A 21,995-nucleotide genomic window follows, 5' to 3' on the forward strand; every position below is an offset into this window, starting at 1 on the left:
GTTCTAAGCACGACATCTAGAAATTCGCCCTTATATGTACAAATCGATTGAGAACATCAACACTTCGATTTACTTAACCCATATCCGCAATCGTCTTCATGCCAACATGCATACTTTGCTTGTAATCGCGACCATAAAGATTGACTGCCTGATTCGAGATAAAGCTGGCATTTGTTAAGTTTGGCATTTAAATTGCTTGTACACTTTTAGATCTCATTTTCAGGTTTTCCTGAGCACTGTACAGTATGCCTAAACTGAAAATTGCATTGATTGATGACAATCAAGAACGTGCACAATATATTCGAAATTCCCTCATCGAACATGATTTCGATGTAGTTGCCTGCCTGATTATCGATCACATCAATATTAGCCGTCTTGAACAATTAAGTGCGGATGTCATTTTGTTAGATATGGACCATCCGCAACGTGACATTATTGAAAGCTGTGTAAGTCAATTTAACCTACCCACTGTTTTATTTACTAAAAATAGCCATAAAGACACCATTAAAAGTGCCATAGATGCTGGAGTGACGGCCTATATAGTGGATGGGATTGATCCTTCAAAGTTAGAAAATATTTTAGAAATCTCGATCGAACAGTTTCGTAAACACAAAAAGTTGCTCACAGACTTACAAGACACCAAAAATAAACTGGCTGACCGTAAAGATGTGGAGCGTGCGAAAGTCTTGCTGATGCAATTACATGGACTATCTGAAGATGATGCCTTTCAATTGCTGCGTAAAAATGCCATGAGCCACCGTATGACCATCGGTGAAATGGCAAGACGTCTGTTGGATGCTCAACAGCTTTTACAATCTCAACTCAAGGACTAAGTCATGGCTCAACTCGAAAAGTCACAACTTCATCTGGGCTATATTCCACTTTTAGACTGTGTTGCTTTACTGTGGGCTAAACAACGCGGTTTTTTTGAGGAAGTAGGCTTAGACGTAAGCTTAGTCAAAGAAGCGTCTTGGGCAAGCTTAAGAGATCGTTTGGCTTTTGGTTTTCTAGACGCCGCGCATTGTTTATCGGCCATGTTGCCTGCTGCTGCACTCGCTCAAGATCAACTCGGTATTCCGCTACAAACCCCTCTCGTATTAAGCTACAACAGTGCTTTTATCAGCTTAAGCCAAAAACTATGCTATGCGCTCGATATCAAAAAAACTGACGATGCAGCCACCACCGCACAGAAATTTTTTAGCGCCATGCAGCATGAACAGTATCTTCCGATTGCCCATGTGTTTAAGCAGTCTATTCATCATTATTGTTTACGTGAGTGGTTGGCGTTGGCCAATACTGAATTTGCCAAACGCGTACATCTCCGCACTTTACCGCCGCCCTATATGGTGGAAGCCATTTCAAATCAATTGATCGATGGTTTTTGTGTTGGGGAACCTTGGAACACACAAGCGGAAATTCAAGGCTATAGCCAAATCATTGCGACTGGCTCAGACATTATTCCTCGCGTCGCAGACAAAGTACTGGCTGTGACTCAAGAATGGGCTACCTCCAATCCCAATACACTTGCAGCCCTCGTCCAAGGCATCCAAAAAGCACAAGTTGAACTTAAACAGATGCAGGATCTTGAACCTGTTTGGCAAGTCTTGGTCGATTACAACATCATTCGCTTTGCATGTTCAGCAAGTGTTCACGTCGAAAAATATCACCTGATTCAGAACATCATTCGTGGTTTTATTCCCGAACAAGCCCAGCCGCAAGTTTCGGATTTTGTTTGGCTCACACAGCAAATGCAAAAATGGGATGATGTAAATTTAGAGAGTGATGAAATTCACGGGATTAGTGAAAATTGCGTCATTCAAACAAATACTTGATTTTTAAATTATTACTATATGTTACTTAATCCGTAATTACGCACTATTTTGAAACATTTATTCTGAAAAAAATTTTGAAGTAAATCTGCGATCTAACTTTACTGCAACTTTATTAGACATTTTTCTTTAGCTTCCATTTATCTGAGCGTGCTATTTACTCATGCGAAAAGCACGCTAAGATCTTTTAAAACATGAAAACAATAGATAAATAATCTTCAGCACAACTTCTTTTTAAACGTCAAACCAACCCAAGGACAGCGGGGTGTATTATGTTTACCGAGGAAAATCGACATGTTTCTTTATTACATGCGATTAACAAAATACTGATTAAAGACTGGGATCCCCTGCGGATCTATCGTAATCCTGCACTACAAGATGAATATGAGGAATACTTACCCAGTTTATTTCGGTTCATTTGTGAACAAGCCAGTGAAACTGAAATTTTTGAATATTTATGGTGGGTGGAAAATAAGGTTATGGAAGTCAAAGGGAATAAGCCCCATACTTTAAAAATTGCACATTTGTTGAAAGATTTACAGGAAGACTAAGCCAAGTTTACGCCTGTAAATGCTCAATCAAATCGGTCACCATGTTGCTGTTGACGCAATACTCTTAAGTCTGCAAGCCCAGTATAAATTTCTGCTGCAATCAGGTCTCGGAACTGCTGTAACTGTTCTAGGTTTTCAATATGCATCAAACTTTGTCTGGGCATAAACTTAAAATAAAAAGGCAAGCGTTTCGGAATCAAATGTTTCGGTAAAGATGGGATCACCTCCCCTTTACGCAGCAAGCGATTTAACTGCGGCACTTGTAGCAACTTTTGAAAATATTGGTGCTGAACCACTTTATTAGCATCAAAACCAATATCAAAGACTTCATCTCCGCCTAACGCGGCAAAGGGTACAATGTCATAGCCAAATTCTTGAGCGAGCTTTAAAAAGCCGTAGCGCTGTCTCCAAATCAGTTGATACTGTTCACCCTCACGTTTTAGAACTTCGCGTCCGCCACCAGGAAAAACCAAAATAGAATAGCCTTGTTGCATGGCTTCACGCACATAGGCTGGGACACCATCGACTGCACCAAATTTTTTCACCACACTGCGCCACAGTGGCAAATAAAAATGGCTATGATCAGCAATACTGACCACAGCCACTTGATGCTCATTGTAGAGATAATCAATCAACATAGGTGAATCAAGCACACCATATAAGGAATGATTTCCTACATACATTGCAGGTTGTGATGCATCTAACTGTTCAGCACCGATAAATGTCGGTGTGAAATAAACTTTGGATAAAGCACTCAGGCGTTTAATCCATTTTGCATCATGTTCAACCTGCAACATACGGGCTTATGCAACGTGTTTTTTCACAAGCACAGCACCAACAGAGTAACCCGCGCCGAATGAACACAAGACACCGTATTCACCGTCATTGACTTGGTCTGCTGTGCGATGCAACGCAATGATGACACCTGCTGAAGAGGTATTTGCAAATTCATCTAAAATGATCGGCACTAAATCAGGCTGAGCATTTTCTTTGCCTACGACCAATTTCAAAATCAGCTCATTCATGCTGGCATTGGCTTGGTGTAACCAAAAACGCTTCACATCAGTCGGTGCAATGTTGTTTTTCTCAAGTTGCGCTGTAATCATTTTGGCAACCAGTGGACAAACTTCTTTGAACACTTTACGACCGTCTTGAGCGAAACGATTATTTTCAATGTCTGCATCGACTTCACTTAAGTTTAGGAATCCAAAGTTATTGCGGATGTTGTTTGAAAACTGGGTGAATAAGTTAATGTCTTCAATTTCAAAACCAGTTTTGCTGTCGGTTTCTTCAATGATTGAAGCCGTTGCAACATCACCAAAGATAAAGTGGCAATCACGTGAACGGTAGTCGGTATGACCAGAGGTGATTTCTACATTTACCAATAATACACGGCGTCCACCCGCTTTAATCGCATCATACGCTTGTTTAATGCCAAAGGTTGCGGCTGAACATGCCACGTTCATGTCGTAGGCATAGCCTTGAATACCCAATGCTGTTTGGATTTCAATTGCAACAGCAGGATAAGCACGCTGTAAATTAGAACACGATAAAATTACCACATCGATATCTTCTGCAGTCACGCCTGCATTTTCCATCGCTTGTTTTGCAGCGATCACGCCCCATTCGGCTTGAATCGAGAGTTCATCATTTGAACGTTCATGTAACAATGGACGTAAACGCTTTGGATCTAAGATCCCTGTTTTCTCAACCACATAACGACGTTTTACACCAGATGCTTTTTCAATAAACTCTGCGCTTGACCCACGACGGGCTTCCAACTCGCCCGAAGCAATTTTGTCAGCATTGTCTAGGTTAGACTGTTCCACATAAGCATTTAAACTTTCAACTAACTCTTCATTGGTAATGATGTCTTCAGGATGATAAAGACCCGTACCTGTAATGCGGATGCCCATGTAAAACTCCTTCTTTAAATTACCTATATCTTAACTGATTCCAAGTTTTTCCCATACTTTTTGCAAGCGAGTCGGAGAAATGGGCATCTTTGTCTTCATCGGTTGAGAGAATAAAGAAATCCGAAACTCCTCAACCATGAAATACAATTCTTTAAGGCGAGTGTCATTTTTAAACTTAAATAATTTTTCCATCCACGGGTCAACTTGATCAATGGCAGAATTATCCCTCTGTAGGTTATTGGGCAGGCGCTCCAAACGCAAGACCAATGCTTTCAAATATCGAGGAAATTCAAGCCAAATGTCGGAAGATTTTACATAGACAAAGTTTGATAAGCACATCAAATCTAGCTGATCTTCAACATCATCAATATTTTTCCCAAACACAGCATCATCTAAGACCAACAACTTTCGACGTATATCCTGCCATTGGATATAGATCTCTGTCACATCTGCCAGTGCTTTTTGCCCATGAGTCAGAAAAGTTTTTTTGACATTTGCAACCAAGTTTTCAAACTCTTGTGCGTTGACAGGCAGTTCATTGATCGACATTTGCAGTGTGGCATAAACTAACATTTGCTCCAGCTGCGCCTTATCGCCCAAAGGTGAATACGCCAATGCCAACGGTTTGGAAATTTGCTTTTTCAACTGACGGACCAAATCCCCCAGTTGTATATGCACCAAACGAAGTACACCCTCACGGTGCTGTTTAATCGCCTCAGCTTGATCATTAAAGGTCTGAATCACCACACCAGACTCATCCTTTTGTTCCAGTGCCGCAAAGGCCTTGGTCGGGACTAAAGCTTGATACTGCTTCACCACCACACCCGTCACTTTTTGTGATGCTTCAAACACAAAATTTTCAGGAAAAGTTTGGAACTCACCTTTGAGCTGTTTGACTGGACTATGAGTTTCTGTTCGACAGCGCGCTTTTAACTCAGACAAGTCACGACCTTGTTCAATCACACGGCCTTTGTCATCTATCACTTTAATCAATGGCAATAGATATTGTTCAATCCGCTCAAAGCTAAAGTCTTTTTCAGTGATTTGTTCGCCACGCAACTGGAAGGCTAAAAAGCTAAAAATATGCTGTTGCAAATGCATCGCATCTACTTTCGCCATTAGCTTTGCAGCCGTGTCAGGGATAGGCACCAAATGACGACGTTTATCTTTAGGCAGCGCCTTGAGTAAGGCTTCCATTAAATCCTGACGCCAGCCGGGAATGCCCCACGACCACAAGTTTTCATCCACCTGAGGCAAGGCTTGCAACGGAATTTTCACTGTTGCACCATCTTCGTCATGGCTTGGATCAAAACGGTAACTGGCTGCTAGGCGCAGTTCGCCATTGCGTAAAAAATCGGGAAATTGTTGTGTGGTTGGACGGTCGTTCATCCACAGCGCATCATCATCGATAAATAAATAACGTGGGTTTTGCGGTTCAACCGTTGCGCGCCAGTCTTCAAAACTACGACGGCTTGCCACCTCTTCAGGAACTTTAGCCGCATAAAACTGGTAAATGGTTTCTTCATCCACCACCAAATCACGGCGGCGTAGCTTATCTTCGACCCGCTCAACCTCTTCAAGTTTAAGCAGGTTGTGTTTTAAAAATGGTGGCGTAATGCCCAAATGCCCTGTCGTCAGTGCATCTCGAAGGAAAATTTCATGTGCTGCAACATGGTCGACTTTTTCATAGTTGATTTGACGTTTCGGCTCAATAATTAAGCCAAACAATGAAATTTGGTCATAAGCATTGACCACACCTGCTTTTTTCGACCAGTGCGGCTCAAAATAGTGGTGCTTCAGCAAATCACCTGCTGCAAGAAAAATCCACTCAGGTTCAATTTTTGCCAGTGTACGAATGTAGACCTGTGAAGTTTCTACCATCTCAAAAGCCATGACCCAAGGCGTATTGGTCTTATGTAAAGTAGATGCTGGAAAAATGCGGGCCTTTTGCTGACGCACCGCCATAAACACATTGCGTTCATCGGTTTTATTGGCAATAAAAGACAACAAACCTGTTAAAAGCGCACGGTGTAAATTTTCATAACTGGCTTTTTTCTCATTAAAAGACAGCTTTAAGCCTTTTGCCAAATCGACCAATTGCTCATGAGTTTTCTTCCACTCACGTAGACGCAACCAGCTTAAAAAGTGATTACGCGCAAAAGTACGACGTTTGTTTTCACTCATATCCCGGTTGGCAACCAATGCTTCCCAAAGTTTAAGATAGAACAGAAAGTCAGAATCGGCTTCACGGAACAACGCATGTTTCTGATCTGCCTGCATTTGTTTATCCGCAGGGCGTTCACGTGGGTCTTGTACTGCCAAAGCGGCAACAATCACCAAGACTTCATTCAACACTCCAAAATGTGCCCCACCCAAAATCATACGGGCCAAACGTGGATCAATTGGCATTTTGGCCATTTGTTGACCAATTTTGGTTAAATCTCCTTTACTTCCCCCTTTGGAAAAGGGGGATTGAGGGGGATTGTCTTCAGATGAATCTCCCCCAACCCCTCTTTGCAAAAGAGGGGCTTTACTTTTCTCCGTCATAGCCCCAAGTTCAACCAACAACTTACGACCATCGTTGACTAAACGATGATCTGGCGGCTCAATAAAATCAAAATCTTCTAAAGTACCCAGCCCTAAACTTTGCATCTGTAAAATAACTGATGCCAAGTTCGTTCGCTTAATTTCGGGTTCGGTAAACTCAGGGCGGCTTTGAAAGTCTTCCTCAGAATACAAACGAATACATACACCTGGGGCAATACGACCACAACGACCTTTACGCTGATTTGCCGCTGCTTGTGAAACCGCTTCAATCGGTAAACGCTGTACGCGTGAACGATAGTTATAGCGAGAGATACGCGCAAAACCACTGTCAATCACATAACGAATATTGGGTACAGTCAGCGCTGTTTCTGCAACGTTGGTAGCGATAATAATGCGTCGCCCACCACCTGATGGATTAAAAATTTTTTGTTGTTCAGCCAAGGCCAAGCGTGCATATAAAGGTAAAATTTCTGTATGTCGCGGCCCATGCTTTTGCAAAGTTTCTTGTAACTCACGAATCTCTTGTTCAGTGCTAGCAAAAATTAAAGTATCGGCATATTCAGGATGGCCTTTTTCTTGTGCATCTCGAAAACACTCCTCCACAGCTTGCACTACTGCACGAGGTAGATTTTCTTCAAAGTCATCAAACTCATCATCATCACTACCAACAATGCTCATTTCAGAGACTGGGCGATAACGTAGTTCGACTGGAAAGCTACGACCTTCTACTTCAAAAATAGGCGCATTGTTAAAGTACTGACTAAAACGGTTTACATCTAAAGTTGCCGAAGTGATGATAACTTTTAAATCTTTACGGCGAGGCAAAAGTTGTTTGAGATACCCCATGATAAAGTCGATATTAAGCGAACGCTCATGCGCTTCATCGATAATAATGGTGTCGTATTTATTGAGATAACGGTCATTGGCCAACTCTGCCAGCAAAATACCATCTGTCATTAAACGAATGATCGAATCCTGCGACCCTTGTTCATTAAAACGAACTTTAAAGGAAATCGACTCACCAAGTTTCTCACCAACTTCTTCTGCAATACGCTGGGACACGCTACGCGCAGCCAAACGACGTGGCTGTGTGTGACCAATCAGACCGGTTAAACCACGACCCGCCAACATTGCAATTTGCGGTAGCTGTGTCGTTTTACCCGAACCCGTCTCCCCTGCAACGATAATCACTTGATGCTCTTGAATGGCATCAATTAACTTATCCGCATACTGCGTAACAGGCAGATCTTGATTCAGTTTAATATTCGGAATGCGTTCAATACGCTCTAGAACTTTTAAATGCGACTGTTCAAATAATGCTTGATATTGCTTTTCGTTGGCATCTTTTCCTTTTTTGAGTCGGTTTAAACGATGACGGTCTTTGACCATCACCAATTGCTCTATATTTAAAGGACGCTGCACAGAAAAAATACCCACATCAAAAACATCAATCGCTTAGTTTACGTGGTAATACGGCGAAGCGAAAGTACAGCATAATTTTTTAATTTTAACTTTTTTCAAAAATCCCCTTGAATTTTAAGCCTAGGGACATCATGTTTGTAAATGAGTTGCGGAATAGATGATTTTGTCATTTGGTCATCATATTTATCATGCTAAATGAACAGAATGATCACATTCGCTGAAATAGTCTGAAGTAAGATTCGGTTTTTCCGATTCTTGTAATGTAAAAATACTGTTTCAGCAATAACAAAAATTTCGATACCCTATCCAACATTAAATACAAACCCCAATCATGGAGACAATGATGAGCTTGATTAATACTGAAGTAAAACCATTCGCAGCTACTGCATATCACAACGGTCAATTTGTTGACGTAACTGAAGCAGATCTTAAAGGCAAATGGTCTGTAGTATTCTTCTACCCAGCTGACTTCACTTTCGTTTGCCCAACTGAACTTGGTGACCTTGCTGACAACTACGCTGAATTCCAAAAATTAGGCGTGGAAATCTACGGTGTTTCTACTGACACTCACTTCACTCACAAAGCTTGGCATGACACTTCTGAAGTTATTGGTAAAATCCAATACCCATTAATTGGCGACCCAACTTGGACTCTTTCTAAAAACTTCGACGTTCTAATCGAAGCTGCTGGTCTTGCTGACCGTGGTACTTTCGTAATCGATCCAGAAGGTAAAATCCAAATCGTTGAAATCAACGCTGGTGGTATTGGTCGTGATGCTCAAGAATTACTTCGTAAAGTTAAAGCAGCTCAATACGTTCACGCTCACCCAGGTGAAGTTTGCCCAGCTAAATGGAAAGAAGGCGAAGCAACTCTTGCTCCTTCAATCGACCTAGTAGGTAAAATCTAATCTAAATTAGATTGAACACATAAAAAACCACGCTTTTTAGCGTGGTTTTTTATGTCCAAGATAACAGTACAATATAACAAGAAAGAGAAAAATACAGAATAAGAAACACCTGTCCTCTATGCGCTGTACATGATTCATGACTGGAATTCAGTGCGTGTACCCGCTACAGTAGAATGAATACATGCAGCTCTTTGAAGAAGAAAAATGACTTATCAAGTTCATATGATTGATGTGAAAAACCAACTCCAAAACTATATTTGGCTACTGGAACACACCTCATCAAAGCAAGTCGTGGTGGTTGATCCAACTGAGGCTGGATTAGTTGAAGATTATTGCACTGAACATGGCTTAAGCATTGCTCAAATTTGGCTGACTCATTGGCATAAAGACCATATTGGTGGTGTCGCTGACCTGATTGCGAGTCGGAATATCCCTGTGTATGGGCCACGTGAAGAATTATCTAAAATTCCTTTCATCACCCATGCATTGATGGATGATGACTATTTTTCATTTCATGATTTACATGTCGACGTTTTAGCAGTTCCTGGCCATACACTGGGCCATATTGTGTACTTTATTGAATCCATCCAGACTTTATTTTGCGGTGACACCCTGTTTGCTATGGGCTGTGGGCGAGTGTTTGAGGGTACACATGAGCAGATGTACCATTCGCTCAATCGTTTAGCAGCTTTGCCTGCCGAAACCAAAGTCTATTGTACGCACGAATACACGCTCTCTAATGCGAAGTTTGCCAACCATGTCGAACCAGACAATATCGCTATTCAAGAGCGTTTAGACCATGTCGAAACCATGCGCTATTTGGGCCAATGTACCCTGCCTAGCAGTATTGAGATCGAACTCGAAACCAATCCTTTTTTACGTACAGAAAATATTGAAGAGTTTAAACGACTGCGTGATCTGAAGGATCAATTTTAATTGTTCTCCTCCCCTCTACAGAGACTGCTGACTAACGCAGTCTCCTATTATGTATGCTTCTATTGAGCTAAAATGATCAGTTGGGGCTTCTACCCTTAACCTTTGAGCTCTCAAAATTTCAACCAATGCAGTTTCAAGCCACACGATGCCAGAATCGAATGATCACGAGCAAGGCTGTTTGAGAATACTGTCTCAAAGCACCCAGCCTTTGAAAAAAATCATTACATTTCTATTTACGACAAAATACTTCTCTATCACGAACGCACATAATTCCATTGTATTGAGACTCATCTCAAAATATTATTATTTTTCATCATGATAAAATTATTTTAAACAATGAAAAACTCTCGTTTATGCTTTCTATACGTTTTCGCCTTAGTTTAGATTGCTTTAAAAAGAGACAAAAACAAAAATATATAAAAAAATCCCCTTTAAAAAAGCGTGAAATATCCCTATTAATAATTTATCAGTGAAAAAGGAATATCCTCGTGAAAAAAGTAGTGAAAGCAAAAAACCTCATCGCCTTCCGTATTTGGCTAGAGAAATTAGGTTATTCAGTTAAAACCTTAGCAGACAACCGTGGCTTTACTTTTAGCTTTAAAAAAGAATATGGACTGGTGACTTGCGACCTAGCGGGCAATAACTTAGCCATGCAGCTCGGTGAAGAATTCGAAGACCATTTGAAAGCCTAAAATTGCTCCATACTTACTTCGCGTGATGAATCAAAATTTAGCCCCTTAAAGGGGCTTTTTTTATATATGAATCATCTATTAAATTTTAGGCAATAAAAAAGCAAGGCTTTATACCTTGCTTCATTACTGATGGTGGGGACGGAGAGACTCGAACTCTCACACCTTGCGGCGCTGGAACCTAAATCCAGTGCGTCTACCAATTTCGCCACGTCCCCATCAGGGTGCTAACTTTGCGTTAGACTTTAAGTTGGCAGAGGATCAAGGACTCGAACCTTGACGAACGGTTTTGGAGACCGTCATGCTACCATTACACCAATCCTCTATTGCCTTATAAACCATCTTAATTCAAATGATTTATGGTGGGGACGGAGAGACTCGAACTCTCACACCTTGCGGCGCTGGAACCTAAATCCAGTGCGTCTACCAATTTCGCCACGTCCCCAATGGCTGTGTATACTATAGGGATCATTTTCGCATGACAAGCAATTTTTAAGAAAAACACACTCATTTGATTAAATAAGAAACAAAAACTTCATGCTTGGCTTTTTCTCATTCAATTTCAGTCATTAAGCATCGTTTTACAGCCATGATATTTTGCCATCTTTGGCTTTTTTGCTTAGCTAAAAGTCCATGTAATAGTGGACTAAAACCCTGAAAAGATTCTGGAAGTGCTATCTTCAAAGACTGACAGTGTAAATACGCCCAGTCTTGGTAGCTTGCTGCCTGCAAACGTTGATCAGTCAACCACTCAAGTAGAATGATCCCAAGTGCATACAAGTCTGTTTGTACGGTCTTTGCTTCACCATGAAATAACTCAGGTGCCATATAGCGCGGTGTCGCTGTTAGACCCTTTTGACGCGCAGTTTCACCAATTCTTTGGCTCTGCTCAAAATCAATTAACTTACATGTAGAGCCATCTAACAAAAAATGTGAAGGTTTTAAGTCAGCATGAATCCACCCCATCTGATGTAATTCTTCAACTGCATTCAGCATTTTAAAGATGATATGAATGACATGATCTCGACTCAACTGAAGGGGATTCGCCATAACTAATGATGGGACATCTTTTAAGATGAGTGCGGCTTTCACCTGCTCTGAGTGAAACTCAAAATTTTCAAAGATTTGCACTTCAGGCAAGAACTTCGGCAGTTGCAGCATCGCAAGTGCATGTTGATAAAAACTAAGTTCAGCGTCAAAGCCGTTAATTAGCGCCGCATGCTCTGATAGTGACTGATACTTTAACCAATACCCCTGCTCTGCAACTTCAAAGCGATAAAGCCTGCGCCCCCAACCCAAACGCTGAGTCGGGGTATGAAGCGACATCGCGAGAGTATTTAATTCTTGACGATCAAACTGCCAAGAATTCGGATTCATTCATCTCTGCCGTATCCAATGCAGTTAAGACCTCTAAACAATGTTGTATAGTTTTCCCAACACGAGCATGTGTTTCAATCATTGAGATTTTTGGCCAAGTTGCACGTTCGCCTTCACGTTGTAAGAGTTTAAATAAGTGTGGTCTTGGATTTTGCAGCATATAGCTATAATGGCGCAGGCCATATTTCCCCACAATGTTTACATCGCCATAATAACGCTGATCGACCACGCCATAACCATGATCCAGTAAACGGCGGATCGGTGGAATCATTCCCACACGCTCACGGGCAAAGTCCATCACCCCTTTACTAATCACTTTGCCTTGTCTGCGTACAATCCGTTCAGGCCAGCTCAACATATCTTTACGAAAACGCGCTTCATCTGACTGCATAAATGGCACCACATGCGGGTTCACTTGACTGGCAATGGTGTAGTTTAAATTGTATAAACGCGCCATTTTTTCCTGAGGGAAATCGCTACGCACGCTGCCATCGACCCAGCGTGTGGAAGACATATAGGGAGTATATAAGCCATCATGTCGCTTACTGGTGAGCTTGACTGGTGGAAATAGAATCGGCACTGCACAAGACGCGAGCACCGCACTCCACACCAATAAGTCAGGTGAAGTAAAGGTATTCATAATGCGCGGATTTTGTGAGGCATCATAAGGCGCAACCGCGACATTGTTATATAAGCCTGACTGCTTAAATGCCTCTTCAAAGGTAACGTCACCCAAATTTGCAATTAAAAAGTTTTTTAGATGTTTTACATCCGCTAAGCCGCCATTGCCCTTTAAGACTTCACGAAAACCACGAAACTGAAAGGCATCGGTGAAAAAGTTTTCACCATTTAAGATGCTCAGCATTTCTGTAGGAGTCGCTCGCCCCAGCATCGCTGTCATAATGGCACCTGCACTTGAACCAGACAGCACTTTCGGCATCAAGTCTTGCTCAAGCAAAGCTTTACACACACCTGTATGAAACAACCCTAATGTTGCACCACCTGAAAACATCATGGCCGGTTGCCCAAAGGCTTTTTGGCAGTGCTGAAAAAATTCAATTTTTTGCTGTTTATCTAAACACTGGCAATCCGTAGATGCTACAAATGCTAAACCTCGACTAACTTCTTCAATATAGTCTTCAATAATTTTTTTGGTGCCGACATAGGTTGCAGTAAACAACATGGGGTGAGCAATATTGGCAATGTCGTAACTCAAACCTTCACGTAGCAGGTACATCAAATCGGTCGTACGCTTTTGTTGGCGATAACGTTTCAACAACCCTAAACGATGGGTAATCACTTCTGCATCGAAATAAGGTGAACAGTTGTCATACTTCCACTCTTGCGCCCCTGACTCTTCATCAATTCTAAGCGCAATGCTTTTCCACTCAGTATAGTTGTCTGCCTGAGCCAATTGGTTTTTCAGTTTTTTGATTCGATAGGCTTGGTGCGGGTTGATTTCCCGTGTGAAATCTTTAAACAACATATTCATCCTCACCCACTTTTTTTGTTTTCCTAAAATTTCACTGACACGTTCAACCGTCAGTCTAACTGACTATGTGCAAATTATGTGAGCATTACAATTGCCATTTCAACCCTAAAATTGGCAAATCTGCACCACGTTAAGGGTTTGATGCGGCTAGATCGGATGTTAAGATCGACGACAAGTGTAATTATAAGCTGATTAATCATGGCGACCATTGACCTACCGAACAATATCTTAGAAGCACTATCGACTGTACTCCAACAACTACAGCAAAGCCTACCAGAAGTTAAACAAGCACCTGATTTTTCAGCGATTGCCTTTAAATGGGAAAATGGCGAGTTAAAAGCCATTCATCAGCTCAAACGAATCGAATTAAATGATTTAAAAGGCATTGAGCGTCAAAAAGAAAAAGTACTGCAAAATACAGAACAATTTCTCAATGGTTTACCTGCCAATGACGTCCTGCTTACAGGCTCTCGCGGGACAGGCAAGTCCTCTATTGTGCGTGCTTTATTAACGGAATACGCAGAGCAAGGCTTAAGGCTGATTGAAATTGAACGTGATGATTTATCCGAACTGCCTGAAATTCAAAAGCTGATCGCAGAGCGTCCTGAAAAGTTTATTGTATATTGTGATGACTTGGCTTTTAACGCCGAAGATGAAAATTATCGCAGTTTAAAAAGTGTGCTGGATGGGTCTTTGCAGTCAGGTTCAAGTAATTTTATTATTTATGCCACCAGTAACCGTCGTCATTTACTGCCAGAGTTTATGCATGAAAACATGCCTGTGACTCGAGTCGACGTACCGCAGTACACTGAACTACATCCACAAGAAGCCATTGAAGAAAAAATTTCACTCTCCGATCGTTTTGGATTATGGCTGTCTTTTTATCCAATGGATCAAAACTTATATTTGGACATCGTTCATCACTACTTAGCAAAAGCTCAAATCGTCATGGACGATATGGTACGAGCCGAAGCTCTTCGTTGGTGTCAAGCGCGTGGACAACGCTCTGGACGTGCAGCCTATCAATTTTCTAAACACTGGGTCGGTTCACAACAATTAAAGCAACTTTAGGATAAAAACACTGATCGGCGCTTAAGTATCTATTTTAGTTTAATTATTTTTATATTTAATAGTTCAACCTAATTAAAGAAACAACCCAAATTCCGCATCAGAATTTGGGTTGTTTCTTTAAAAATTAGGGATGAATTTCAGTTAAAATAGGTTTGGTCTGATTATTGATATTTATCCAAGTTTGTTTCTGGCCCATCTTTGACCACAGCTTGTGCTTTTGCATAACTTTCCATCAAGCATTTATATTCCGGGCAAATGTGTTCCGAAATAATTTCAGCAAAACGCGAGCCTTCTGGACGGTTCCAAGTGCGCATTAACTCAGCCACAATCGCAAAGGTATCGGTTGGAATCGCACCTGCTTGGGTGACACGAGCAATTGATGTATCCGTTGCCATTTTGTTCCAATTCCCTGAGGCATCGACAACACAATAGACGTTATAGCCTTCTTTACGTGCACTGACAGCTGGGAATGTCATGCATACGCTGGTTAGTGTTCCAGCAATAATTAAAGTCTTTCTTCCTGTTTTTTTAATTTCATCCACAAATAAGGGATTGTCCCAAGTATTAATTTGTCCAGTACGTGGTACATAAACTGCGTGAGGGGCAAAGTGGTGAATTTCAGGGATTAAAGGGCCATTCGGTCCGTCTGGTACAGAAGCCGTGGTGATGACCGGTATATTTAATAGCGTCGCCGCTTTTGCAATTGCAATTGCAATCACATAATTTCGTAAGTCGGGTACAGGTAAATCACGTACGGTATTAAAGAGTCCACTTTGATGATCAATCAGCAAAATTATCGAATCATCAGGGTCTAACATTCCATTAGTAGCTGCCATAAGTAACACCTCTAAACTTTTCTTTTAATTGTGTACTTCCATTGTTGCCATGAAAGTTCCTAAGACAGACCGTTATATAATTAAAATTTATACAACCAAAGATCTATTCTTTATAAAATCTATATCTGTCTTTCATATGAACTAATAAATAATTATGCACTCAGAAAGCTAAATCATGTTAAGACTTGTAATCGTAATTTATGGTTTTATACCTATTCATGAAAACTCCACCCCCAATGATCAGCATTTAAACAATTGATAATTAAATGTTTAAAATTAATACATATTTAGTAAAAAAACATAGGGCACAATAGCTAAATACATAAAGAAAATTATCCTTACTCAGATCAAATCCTTGCTTATTGCTACACTCTTAACAGCACTAAGTGCATGCCAGCTTGAATCCAGTCTTGGTCAATTATAATCACGCTCACATGGATGTTGCCAAATGAATCATCAATCAACACTTACAGAACATGCAACAAAAATGAAGCATGACGTAGCTCAACAAGGTCCAACAACACTTATATCATGTTCAAAAAGATCGCCATCTGAACAATTTGAAATTGTAATGCTAAAGTTATGCATTACACACAGTTAAACTGAACAAAGAATAAAATTACAGGCTAAAAAATAAATTTTTGCAGAATAATGTACTGCCTATATGCAGATCCAAAATAGCTTCCAAGGATTAAAATCGCAGAAGTATCAACTCAATGTAAATAAAAAGAATCTCTTCGAATTATTGATTTCATCTCTACAATTCTGTAAAACAGCTCACTATTTAATAAAGTGATTAAAACTTTTTAATCACTGATTACTTTTAACATCAAAACCAATAATTTTATAACAGCATGAGTCATTATTTTGGATAATACAATTGAAAATGATGTATCACCTGATACACAACCTTATATTGCAGGCTTTTGGCGTAGAAGCTTCGCATTTATCATTGATGCTTTGCTCATCGGTGCTTTCTGTAACATTATCTCTAGCCTATTAGGTAAATTTCCTTATGAATACCCTATACTCATAACATTAATTGGTTATCTTTTCGTTGTTCTATATTTTACTTATTGCAATAGCGTTAACAATAATGGACAAACAATTGGCAAAATTCTTCAATCCATTAAAGTCGTCAAACTAGATCAGCAGTATCTCAGCCTATCCGCCTCATTTCTACGCTCGGCAATTTTATATGCCCCTTTCTGCTTAATGTCTTTTACGCTACTTTTTCACCCAGTATTGAATAGCATCTTTACGATACTATTAGGTAGCTTACTGATTTCTATACTTTATTTATATATTTTTAACCGAAAAAATCGCCGCTCTATTCACGACTATCTAGCCCACACAATTGTCATAAAGAATGGGAGTGAACCCAAGACTATTTCTACAACATGGAATGTACATTTTTACATCGCGACTATTTTAGTTTTAATTTTTTCAGGGTTACAAGTTTGGAACAGTATTACAAGTGATCAAGACTATATTCCTATTTCCTTACAAAATCTAAAATTTAAGGAATTAAGCCAATTTGATTATGGTTATCTCATCCTGCCTAAAAATGAGGAAGGTATAAATCCAACTCAACATTATTATTTAGCCACGATTACCGATCCTAATTTACTCAATAATCCAAGTTATGCTGAAGAATTTGCACAATATATTTTCAAATTAGAACCACGTCATCGTGCAAAAAATCTAGAAAATTATGTTCAACTCACCGCTCGCTATCAGTTTGGCTTAATTTCAAAAAAACGTTCTTCCACCTATTTAATTGAAACAGATAATCAGCAGAAAATTACTGCTCAGGAAGTTTCTTCACAACAACAAACGCAAATTGGGGGTGGATATTAAGCCCAAAATAAGGATAAAAAAAGACCACGTTTTGGAACGTGGTCTATAAAAATGGTGGCTATGACGAGACTTGAACTTGTGACCCCCGCATTATGAGTGCGGTGCTCTAACCAACTGAGCTACATAGCCGTAAACTGTGCGCGCATTATGTGGTTTTCTCACTAGTACGTCAAGTACCTTGCGCGCTTAATTGATCAAAATTTGTCGAAGTGAGCCGATAAGCCGGGTTCTGTCGAGAACGATCATTCCTCTAGGCGTACAATCACTCATACGCTCAAGCGACCTACCCGGATCCAGCATGGGCCATGCCTAAAGGATCCCTATTTGGTCTTGCTTCCGGTGGGGTTTACCATGCCATGAACTGTTACCAGTCATGCGGTGCGCTCTTACCGCACCCTTTCACCCTTACCTCCGATTTCGATTGCTCGAAACCATAATGAAGGCGGTCTACTCTCTGCTGCACTTTCCGTCGGCTCACGCCGCCCAGGCGTTACCTGGCACCTTGCCCTATGAAGCCCGGACTTTCCTCCCCTGCTTCAATCACGGAGATCTCCACAGCAGCGATCGTCTGGCTCACTTCGAGGCGCATAGTATCAAATCTTAGACTTAATTGCTTGCGCTTTTTTGAGCAATCAGCTTTTTATATTTATCCATGAGTTCATCCTCAGTTTCCGCATGATTAGGATCCAGCGGAATACAATCCACTGGACAGAACAATTGACACTGCGGTTTATCATAATGTCCGATACACTCTGTGCATAAGTCTGGATTGATTTCATAAATCAATTCCCCCATGAAAATGGCTTCATTGGGGCACACAGGTTCACAAACATCACAATTGATGCATTCATCGGTTATATATAAAGACACGCTACCAACCTTGTTGATGTTTACGTTCAAAAGCAGCGACTACAGCTTGCGGTACAAACTTTGTCACATCACCTTTTAAACGTGCTATTTCACGAATCAACGTCGATGAAATAAATGAATACTGCTCTGACGGCGTTAAAAATACTGCCTCAAAGTGTGAATCAAGTTGACGGTTCATATTGGCTAACTGGAACTCGTATTCAAAGTCAGACACTGCACGCAATCCTCGCAGTACAGCCGTTGCCTTCTGTTCACGGAAGAAATTTACCAACAAACCATCAAAACCTACAAACTCAACATTATCAAGATGGCTTAATGATGCTTTGGCCAAGCTCACACGCTCTTCTAAACTAAAGAGAGGGTTTTTATGATGACCAATGGCAATGGCTACCACCACTTCATCAAACATACGTGATGCACGTGTGACCAAATCAATATGACCATTGGTAATTGGATCAAAAGTCCCCGGGTAAATGACGCGAGTTTTAGACATCCATTTTTACTCTGTTGATTTTGTAGAGCCATATTTTAGCAAAAACTTGTTTTATAGGTGAAGAAACTCCATAAATTTGAAAAAACTTCACCTTAACCCTGCTTTAAGGCACAATAGGTACATTGTTGGAAGTAATTGATTATGGCGAAAGCAACTGTAGTTAAAAAAAATACCAGCGGGACGATTGCACAGAATAAACGTGCACGTCACGACTATTTTATTGAAGAAAAATTTGAAGCTGGCCTGTCACTGCAAGGCTGGGAAGTGAAATCATTACGTGCAGGTCGTATGACGCTGTCTGAGAGTTATATCACCTTTAAAAATGGTGAAGCTTTCCTGTTCGGTGCTCAAATTCAGCCTTTACTCAGTGCATCTACGCACATTGTTCCTGAAGCGACCCGTACCCGTAAGTTACTGTTGAACCGTCGTGAACTCGATAAGTTACTCGGCGCAGTCAATCAAAAAGGTTATTCGTGTGTTCCGCTTGTTGCTTATTGGAAAGGACCACGTGCGAAATTAGAAATCGCTTTAGTGAAAGGCAAACAGCTGCATGACAAACGTGCCACGGAAAAAGACCGTGACTGGCAACGTGATAAAGCCCGCATTATGCATAAATAATAAAAAACCTCCCATGTGGAGGTTTTTTATTATTAATAATCAGCTTTTAGCTCGACCAAATACTTTCCGAACTTTCGAGCAGTTTCCAAGTCACCTTCAGGTGGGGTTATTTCAATACTCGCGTTGTCGGACTGAGTCATCAAGCCTAAAAAGCTCGACATCCGATTAATATCGTGCTGGCTACGTCCCGTCGGCATAAACGGTAAACCAGCCCACAACATACCATGCTGCATAGCAAATAAATTAATCTGTTGTAATACCGCCAGTTTATCGCCACTTAAGCCCCCACCATTGGTAAAGCCTGCAGCCAGTTTTCCTTGCCAAGCCCGTGCTAACCAACGCTTAGAGGAATCTTCCATAAACTGCTTAAGCGCTGCGGTAAGACTGCCCATATACGTTGGGCAACCCATCACAATAATATCGGCCTGATCTAACAAGTCCCACTGTACTGCAGCAACCGAAATTAAATGCACATCAGCACCCGCCTGCTCTGCACCTTGTGCAATATACTGAGCGACTTTCGCCGTATGACCATAGGCGCTATGATAAACCACACACATATGAACAGGTGCAGCAGAAACAAGATCAGGTACAGACATGGAAACTTTTAAGACCAAAGAATTGAGTTAAGTTTAACACTTCCAATCACTGAGGGGGAGTAAGTACAAGGATTAAAACAGCCAAGCACTTCATCAAAAGCCAAACTATTGCATAAACACAAAGGTCGCCATACGCCCAGTTTTGGCATGACGTCGATAAGAAAAGTACTCATCCGACTGGCTAAATGAACACTGATCACCGCCAGAAACCACTTCAACACCATGCTGTTTTAGAATGAATTTTGCGATCGCATATAAGTCAGCATAATATTTTCCAGCTTGCTCAGCTGTTTGAAATGCAGACTCAAGTTCAGCATACTTTGAACAAAAGGCTTCTTTTACTTCCGCCCCAATTTCAAAACAAGGTTGGCTAATAGCTGCGCCCAACCAAGCCCATGTCGGCTGAGTGTTCATGCTGGCAATGGTATTTTCAATAATGCCATGCGCCAGCCCACGCCAACCTGCATGCAAATTGGCCACTTCAGTTCCATCTGCATTGCCTAAAACCACTGGCAAACAATCGGCTGTCATCATCATCAGGGCATGCTTCGGGCGCTGTGTCACCAAACCATCCCCTTCTTGAGCATCAAAGTCAATTTGCTCATTCACTACACAGCAAATGGTGCTATGGGTTTGCGTCATCCACGTAATTTTATCGACCCCATAGCCTGCAAACTCTTCGAGCAAGATCATGCGATGCTGTTGCACACGTGCAGCATCATCCTGTACATGCAAAGCCAAATTAAAGCCTTGTAGTTCAGTTTGAGTGGTTTCTAAAGCACGATCATGATGCACACGGGTTTGCCCCACAAAAACACCTGCCGGAAGTCCTTGAACAAATTGCATATACTGTCCTTATGATGATTCAGCTATAACTTAGTAGGCTTTGTTTTCCGTACGGAGTACATCGACCAAGGTCGCCAAGTCTGCTGGCCACGGCGCTTTAAACAACATTTCATCACCTGTACGAGGGTGTTTCAAACCGAGCTCTGCTGCATGCAAAGCTTGACGTCTGAAACTACGCAAGGTCTCATCTAAAAGTTCTGTTGCACCTGCTGGCACGCGCACACGTGGCATATACACAGGATCGCCAACTAAACCAAAACCAATATAACTAAAATGCACACGAATCTGATGCGTACGTCCAGTTTCAAGACGAGCTTGAATACGGGTGAAATGTTGAAAGCGTTCTTTCACGTTGTAGTGTGTTACAGCATCTTTACCGCCTGGTAATACCGCCATTTTGACACGATCTACAGGGTGACGTTTAATTGGTTCATCCACCGTGCCACCAGCAATCACATTGCCATACACAATCAGGTCATAAACACGATAAACCGTTTTTTTCGCCAATTGCTTGCTCAGTGAAAATTGCGCTTCTAAGTTTTTCGCAACGACCAATAAACCAGAAGTATCTTTATCAATACGATGTACCAAACCCGCACGAGTCAGTTCTGCCGATTTTGGATAGTGATGCAATAATGCATTTACCAACGTACCCGATGAGTTGCCCGCACCTGGGTGAACCACCATCCCAACAGGTTTATTAACAACAATAATGTCGTCATCTTCATAGACGATATCCAGCGGAATATCTTCAGGCAGACTACGAGTTTGGGCTTCTAACTCAACTTCAAGGGTTAACAGTTCAAATCCTTCACATTTATATTTCGGTTTGACACTGTTACCATTTACCAACAAATGGCCTTCTTTTAGCCACTGTTTGAGTTTTTCACGCGAAAAGTCGCTCCAAATCGTTGCTGCAACTTGGTCTATACGCTGTCCGAGATAAGTTTCATCCAATTGAAATTGCAACGATAAACGTGTTGCAGTAGAGCTTGAAGTATGGTTATCTGCATCCTCAGAATCTTCAAGTAAATTGAAATCGGTTTCAGGGAAATTTGGATCGGAAGATTGTGCTTGAGCCATTTGATCATTCAAATAAAAGTGATTTAATAGCGCAATTGTAGCTCATTGCCCGT

At 41.1% G+C, this 21,995-nt stretch carries 20 protein-coding genes, 4 tRNA genes and 1 other RNA gene; 9 read left to right on the forward strand and 16 right to left on the reverse strand.

Going from position 1 to position 21,995, the window contains the following annotated elements; all coding sequences use genetic code 11:
* The first annotated feature begins 245 nt into the window (after window positions 1–245).
* From GVX98_RS14080 to GVX98_RS14090, 3 genes are all read left to right on the forward strand, one after another.
* Complete coding sequence (locus GVX98_RS14080) at window positions 246–833, forward strand: ANTAR domain-containing response regulator (RefSeq protein WP_004982170.1); 588 nt, start codon at window positions 246–248, stop codon at window positions 831–833.
* A 3-nt stretch (window positions 834–836) separates the two neighbouring features.
* On the forward strand, window positions 837–1,832 hold the full coding sequence (locus tag GVX98_RS14085) for an ABC transporter substrate-binding protein (protein WP_159128441.1): 996 nt from the start codon (window positions 837–839) through the stop codon (window positions 1,830–1,832).
* 269 nt (window positions 1,833–2,101) lie between these two features.
* Window positions 2,102–2,380, forward strand: a complete 279-nt coding sequence (locus GVX98_RS14090) for a hypothetical protein (RefSeq protein ID WP_159128442.1) — start codon at window positions 2,102–2,104, stop codon at window positions 2,378–2,380.
* 23 nt (window positions 2,381–2,403) lie between these two features.
* Here GVX98_RS14090 and GVX98_RS14095 read toward each other — a convergent pair whose 3' ends face one another.
* The 3 genes from GVX98_RS14095 to hrpA are packed head-to-tail and all read right to left on the reverse strand — an operon-like array spanning window position 2,404 to window position 8,265.
* Window positions 2,404–3,177 (reverse strand): 1-acyl-sn-glycerol-3-phosphate acyltransferase, encoded by a 774-nt coding sequence (locus tag GVX98_RS14095; protein ID WP_159128443.1) that lies wholly within the window; start codon window positions 3,175–3,177, stop codon window positions 2,404–2,406.
* 6 nt (window positions 3,178–3,183) lie between these two features.
* Complete coding sequence (locus tag GVX98_RS14100) at window positions 3,184–4,296, reverse strand: beta-ketoacyl-ACP synthase III (RefSeq protein WP_159128444.1); 1,113 nt, start codon at window positions 4,294–4,296, stop codon at window positions 3,184–3,186.
* 30 nt (window positions 4,297–4,326) lie between these two features.
* Window positions 4,327–8,265: an ATP-dependent RNA helicase HrpA gene (gene hrpA, locus GVX98_RS14105; RefSeq protein ID WP_159128727.1), complete on the reverse strand. Its 3,939-nt coding sequence runs from the start codon at window positions 8,263–8,265 to the stop codon at window positions 4,327–4,329.
* Window positions 8,266–8,608: 343 nt separating this feature from the next.
* Here hrpA and ahpC point away from each other — a divergent pair, with 343 nt between their 5' ends.
* The 3 genes from ahpC (at window position 8,609) to GVX98_RS14120 (ending at window position 10,800) form a co-directional block, all read left to right on the forward strand.
* Window positions 8,609–9,172 carry an alkyl hydroperoxide reductase subunit C gene (gene ahpC / locus GVX98_RS14110; protein ID WP_004982189.1) on the forward strand — a complete coding sequence of 188 codons (564 nt, stop codon included), beginning with the start codon at window positions 8,609–8,611 and terminating at the stop codon, window positions 9,170–9,172.
* 204 nt (window positions 9,173–9,376) lie between these two features.
* Window positions 9,377–10,108: a hydroxyacylglutathione hydrolase gene (gloB, locus tag GVX98_RS14115; protein ID WP_159128445.1), complete on the forward strand. Its 732-nt coding sequence runs from the start codon at window positions 9,377–9,379 to the stop codon at window positions 10,106–10,108.
* Window positions 10,109–10,596: 488 nt separating this feature from the next.
* Window positions 10,597–10,800, forward strand: coding sequence for a hypothetical protein (locus GVX98_RS14120; RefSeq protein ID WP_004696295.1), 204 nt, complete (start codon window positions 10,597–10,599; stop codon window positions 10,798–10,800).
* 130 nt (window positions 10,801–10,930) lie between these two features.
* Here the strand turns inward: GVX98_RS14120 and GVX98_RS14125 are convergent.
* From GVX98_RS14125 to GVX98_RS14145, 5 genes are all read right to left on the reverse strand, one after another.
* Window positions 10,931–11,015: transfer RNA gene (locus GVX98_RS14125), tRNA-Leu, on the reverse strand.
* 33 nt (window positions 11,016–11,048) lie between these two features.
* Window positions 11,049–11,122, reverse strand: a tRNA-Trp gene (locus GVX98_RS14130).
* A gap of 35 nt (window positions 11,123–11,157) precedes the next feature.
* Window positions 11,158–11,242 (reverse strand) — tRNA-Leu (locus tag GVX98_RS14135).
* Window positions 11,243–11,349: 107 nt separating this feature from the next.
* Window positions 11,350–12,174 carry a protein kinase gene (locus GVX98_RS14140; RefSeq protein WP_159128446.1) on the reverse strand — a complete coding sequence of 275 codons (825 nt, stop codon included), beginning with the start codon at window positions 12,172–12,174 and terminating at the stop codon, window positions 11,350–11,352.
* On the reverse strand, window positions 12,149–13,660 hold the full coding sequence (locus tag GVX98_RS14145; protein WP_004982195.1) for a DUF3336 domain-containing protein: 1,512 nt from the start codon (window positions 13,658–13,660) through the stop codon (window positions 12,149–12,151). The genes GVX98_RS14140 and GVX98_RS14145 overlap by 26 nt, the downstream gene beginning before the upstream one ends.
* A gap of 204 nt (window positions 13,661–13,864) precedes the next feature.
* On the opposite strand from GVX98_RS14145, the gene GVX98_RS14150 reads away from it, so the two are divergent.
* Window positions 13,865–14,737, forward strand: a complete 873-nt coding sequence (locus GVX98_RS14150) for an ATP-binding protein (protein ID WP_004982197.1) — start codon at window positions 13,865–13,867, stop codon at window positions 14,735–14,737.
* Between the two features lie 161 nt (window positions 14,738–14,898).
* Here the strand turns inward: GVX98_RS14150 and GVX98_RS14155 are convergent, their stop codons facing one another.
* Window positions 14,899–15,573, reverse strand: coding sequence for an isochorismatase family protein (locus GVX98_RS14155; RefSeq protein WP_004982199.1), 675 nt, complete (start codon window positions 15,571–15,573; stop codon window positions 14,899–14,901).
* An 867-nt stretch (window positions 15,574–16,440) separates the two neighbouring features.
* On the opposite strand from GVX98_RS14155, the gene GVX98_RS14160 reads away from it, so the two are divergent.
* Window positions 16,441–17,433 (forward strand): RDD family protein, encoded by a 993-nt coding sequence (locus GVX98_RS14160; protein WP_078389147.1) that lies wholly within the window; start codon window positions 16,441–16,443, stop codon window positions 17,431–17,433.
* Between the two features lie 52 nt (window positions 17,434–17,485).
* Here GVX98_RS14160 and GVX98_RS14165 read toward each other — a convergent pair.
* The 4 genes from GVX98_RS14165 to coaD all read right to left on the reverse strand — a co-directional run bounded on the left by GVX98_RS14165 (window position 17,486) and on the right by coaD (window position 18,796).
* Window positions 17,486–17,562: transfer RNA gene (locus GVX98_RS14165), tRNA-Met, on the reverse strand.
* Window positions 17,563–17,635: 73 nt separating this feature from the next.
* An RNA gene (rnpB, locus tag GVX98_RS14170) (RNase P RNA component class A) lies at window positions 17,636–18,013 on the reverse strand.
* Window positions 18,014–18,039: 26 nt separating this feature from the next.
* Entirely contained in the window at window positions 18,040–18,303 is a 264-nt protein-coding gene (locus tag GVX98_RS14175) for a YfhL family 4Fe-4S dicluster ferredoxin (RefSeq protein ID WP_004695536.1), read from the reverse strand.
* Window position 18,304: 1 nt separating this feature from the next.
* Window positions 18,305–18,796 (reverse strand): pantetheine-phosphate adenylyltransferase, encoded by a 492-nt coding sequence (gene coaD / locus GVX98_RS14180; protein WP_004695534.1) that lies wholly within the window; start codon window positions 18,794–18,796, stop codon window positions 18,305–18,307.
* A 141-nt stretch (window positions 18,797–18,937) separates the two neighbouring features.
* On the opposite strand from coaD, the gene smpB reads away from it, so the two are divergent.
* A complete protein-coding gene (gene smpB / locus GVX98_RS14185; protein ID WP_004695532.1) occupies window positions 18,938–19,414 on the forward strand; it encodes an SsrA-binding protein SmpB in 477 nt (158 codons plus the stop codon).
* 32 nt (window positions 19,415–19,446) lie between these two features.
* Here the strand turns inward: smpB and GVX98_RS14190 are convergent, their stop codons facing one another.
* From GVX98_RS14190 to rluD, 3 genes are all read right to left on the reverse strand, one after another.
* Window positions 19,447–20,013: a flavodoxin family protein gene (locus tag GVX98_RS14190; protein WP_004982777.1), complete on the reverse strand. Its 567-nt coding sequence runs from the start codon at window positions 20,011–20,013 to the stop codon at window positions 19,447–19,449.
* A 105-nt stretch (window positions 20,014–20,118) separates the two neighbouring features.
* The gene (pgeF, locus tag GVX98_RS14195) at window positions 20,119–20,859 is read right to left on the reverse strand and encodes a peptidoglycan editing factor PgeF (RefSeq protein ID WP_004982779.1); all 741 of its coding nucleotides are present in this window, start codon (window positions 20,857–20,859) and stop codon (window positions 20,119–20,121) included.
* A gap of 30 nt (window positions 20,860–20,889) precedes the next feature.
* Window positions 20,890–21,942, reverse strand: a complete 1,053-nt coding sequence (gene rluD, locus GVX98_RS14200) for a 23S rRNA pseudouridine(1911/1915/1917) synthase RluD (protein WP_159128447.1) — start codon at window positions 21,940–21,942, stop codon at window positions 20,890–20,892.
* Window positions 21,943–21,995: the final 53 nt, after the last annotated feature.

This window comes from Acinetobacter sp. 8I-beige (assembly GCF_902505955.1).
Classification (GTDB): domain Bacteria; phylum Pseudomonadota; class Gammaproteobacteria; order Pseudomonadales; family Moraxellaceae; genus Acinetobacter; species Acinetobacter johnsonii.

Coding starts and splice junctions, on each gene's coding strand:
- ahpC (WP_004982189.1), top strand. CDS start 8,609: ATGAGCTTGATTAATACTGAAGTAAAACCATTCGCAGCTACTGCATAT.
- gloB (WP_159128445.1), top strand. CDS start 9,377: ATGACTTATCAAGTTCATATGATTGATGTGAAAAACCAACTCCAAAAC.
- coaD (WP_004695534.1), bottom strand. CDS start 18,796: ATGTCTAAAACTCGCGTCATTTACCCGGGGACTTTTGATCCAATTACC.
- GVX98_RS14190 (WP_004982777.1), bottom strand. CDS start 20,013: ATGTCTGTACCTGATCTTGTTTCTGCTGCACCTGTTCATATGTGTGTG.
- GVX98_RS14085 (WP_159128441.1), top strand. CDS start 837: ATGGCTCAACTCGAAAAGTCACAACTTCATCTGGGCTATATTCCACTT.
- GVX98_RS14095 (WP_159128443.1), bottom strand. CDS start 3,177: ATGTTGCAGGTTGAACATGATGCAAAATGGATTAAACGCCTGAGTGCT.
- GVX98_RS14080 (WP_004982170.1), top strand. CDS start 246: ATGCCTAAACTGAAAATTGCATTGATTGATGACAATCAAGAACGTGCA.
- smpB (WP_004695532.1), top strand. CDS start 18,938: ATGGCGAAAGCAACTGTAGTTAAAAAAAATACCAGCGGGACGATTGCA.
- GVX98_RS14145 (WP_004982195.1), bottom strand. CDS start 13,660: ATGTTGTTTAAAGATTTCACACGGGAAATCAACCCGCACCAAGCCTAT.
- pgeF (WP_004982779.1), bottom strand. CDS start 20,859: ATGCAATTTGTTCAAGGACTTCCGGCAGGTGTTTTTGTGGGGCAAACC.
- GVX98_RS14140 (WP_159128446.1), bottom strand. CDS start 12,174: ATGAATCCGAATTCTTGGCAGTTTGATCGTCAAGAATTAAATACTCTC.
- GVX98_RS14150 (WP_004982197.1), top strand. CDS start 13,865: ATGGCGACCATTGACCTACCGAACAATATCTTAGAAGCACTATCGACT.
- GVX98_RS14100 (WP_159128444.1), bottom strand. CDS start 4,296: ATGGGCATCCGCATTACAGGTACGGGTCTTTATCATCCTGAAGACATC.
- rluD (WP_159128447.1), bottom strand. CDS start 21,942: ATGGCTCAAGCACAATCTTCCGATCCAAATTTCCCTGAAACCGATTTC.
- GVX98_RS14155 (WP_004982199.1), bottom strand. CDS start 15,573: ATGGCAGCTACTAATGGAATGTTAGACCCTGATGATTCGATAATTTTG.
- GVX98_RS14090 (WP_159128442.1), top strand. CDS start 2,102: ATGTTTACCGAGGAAAATCGACATGTTTCTTTATTACATGCGATTAAC.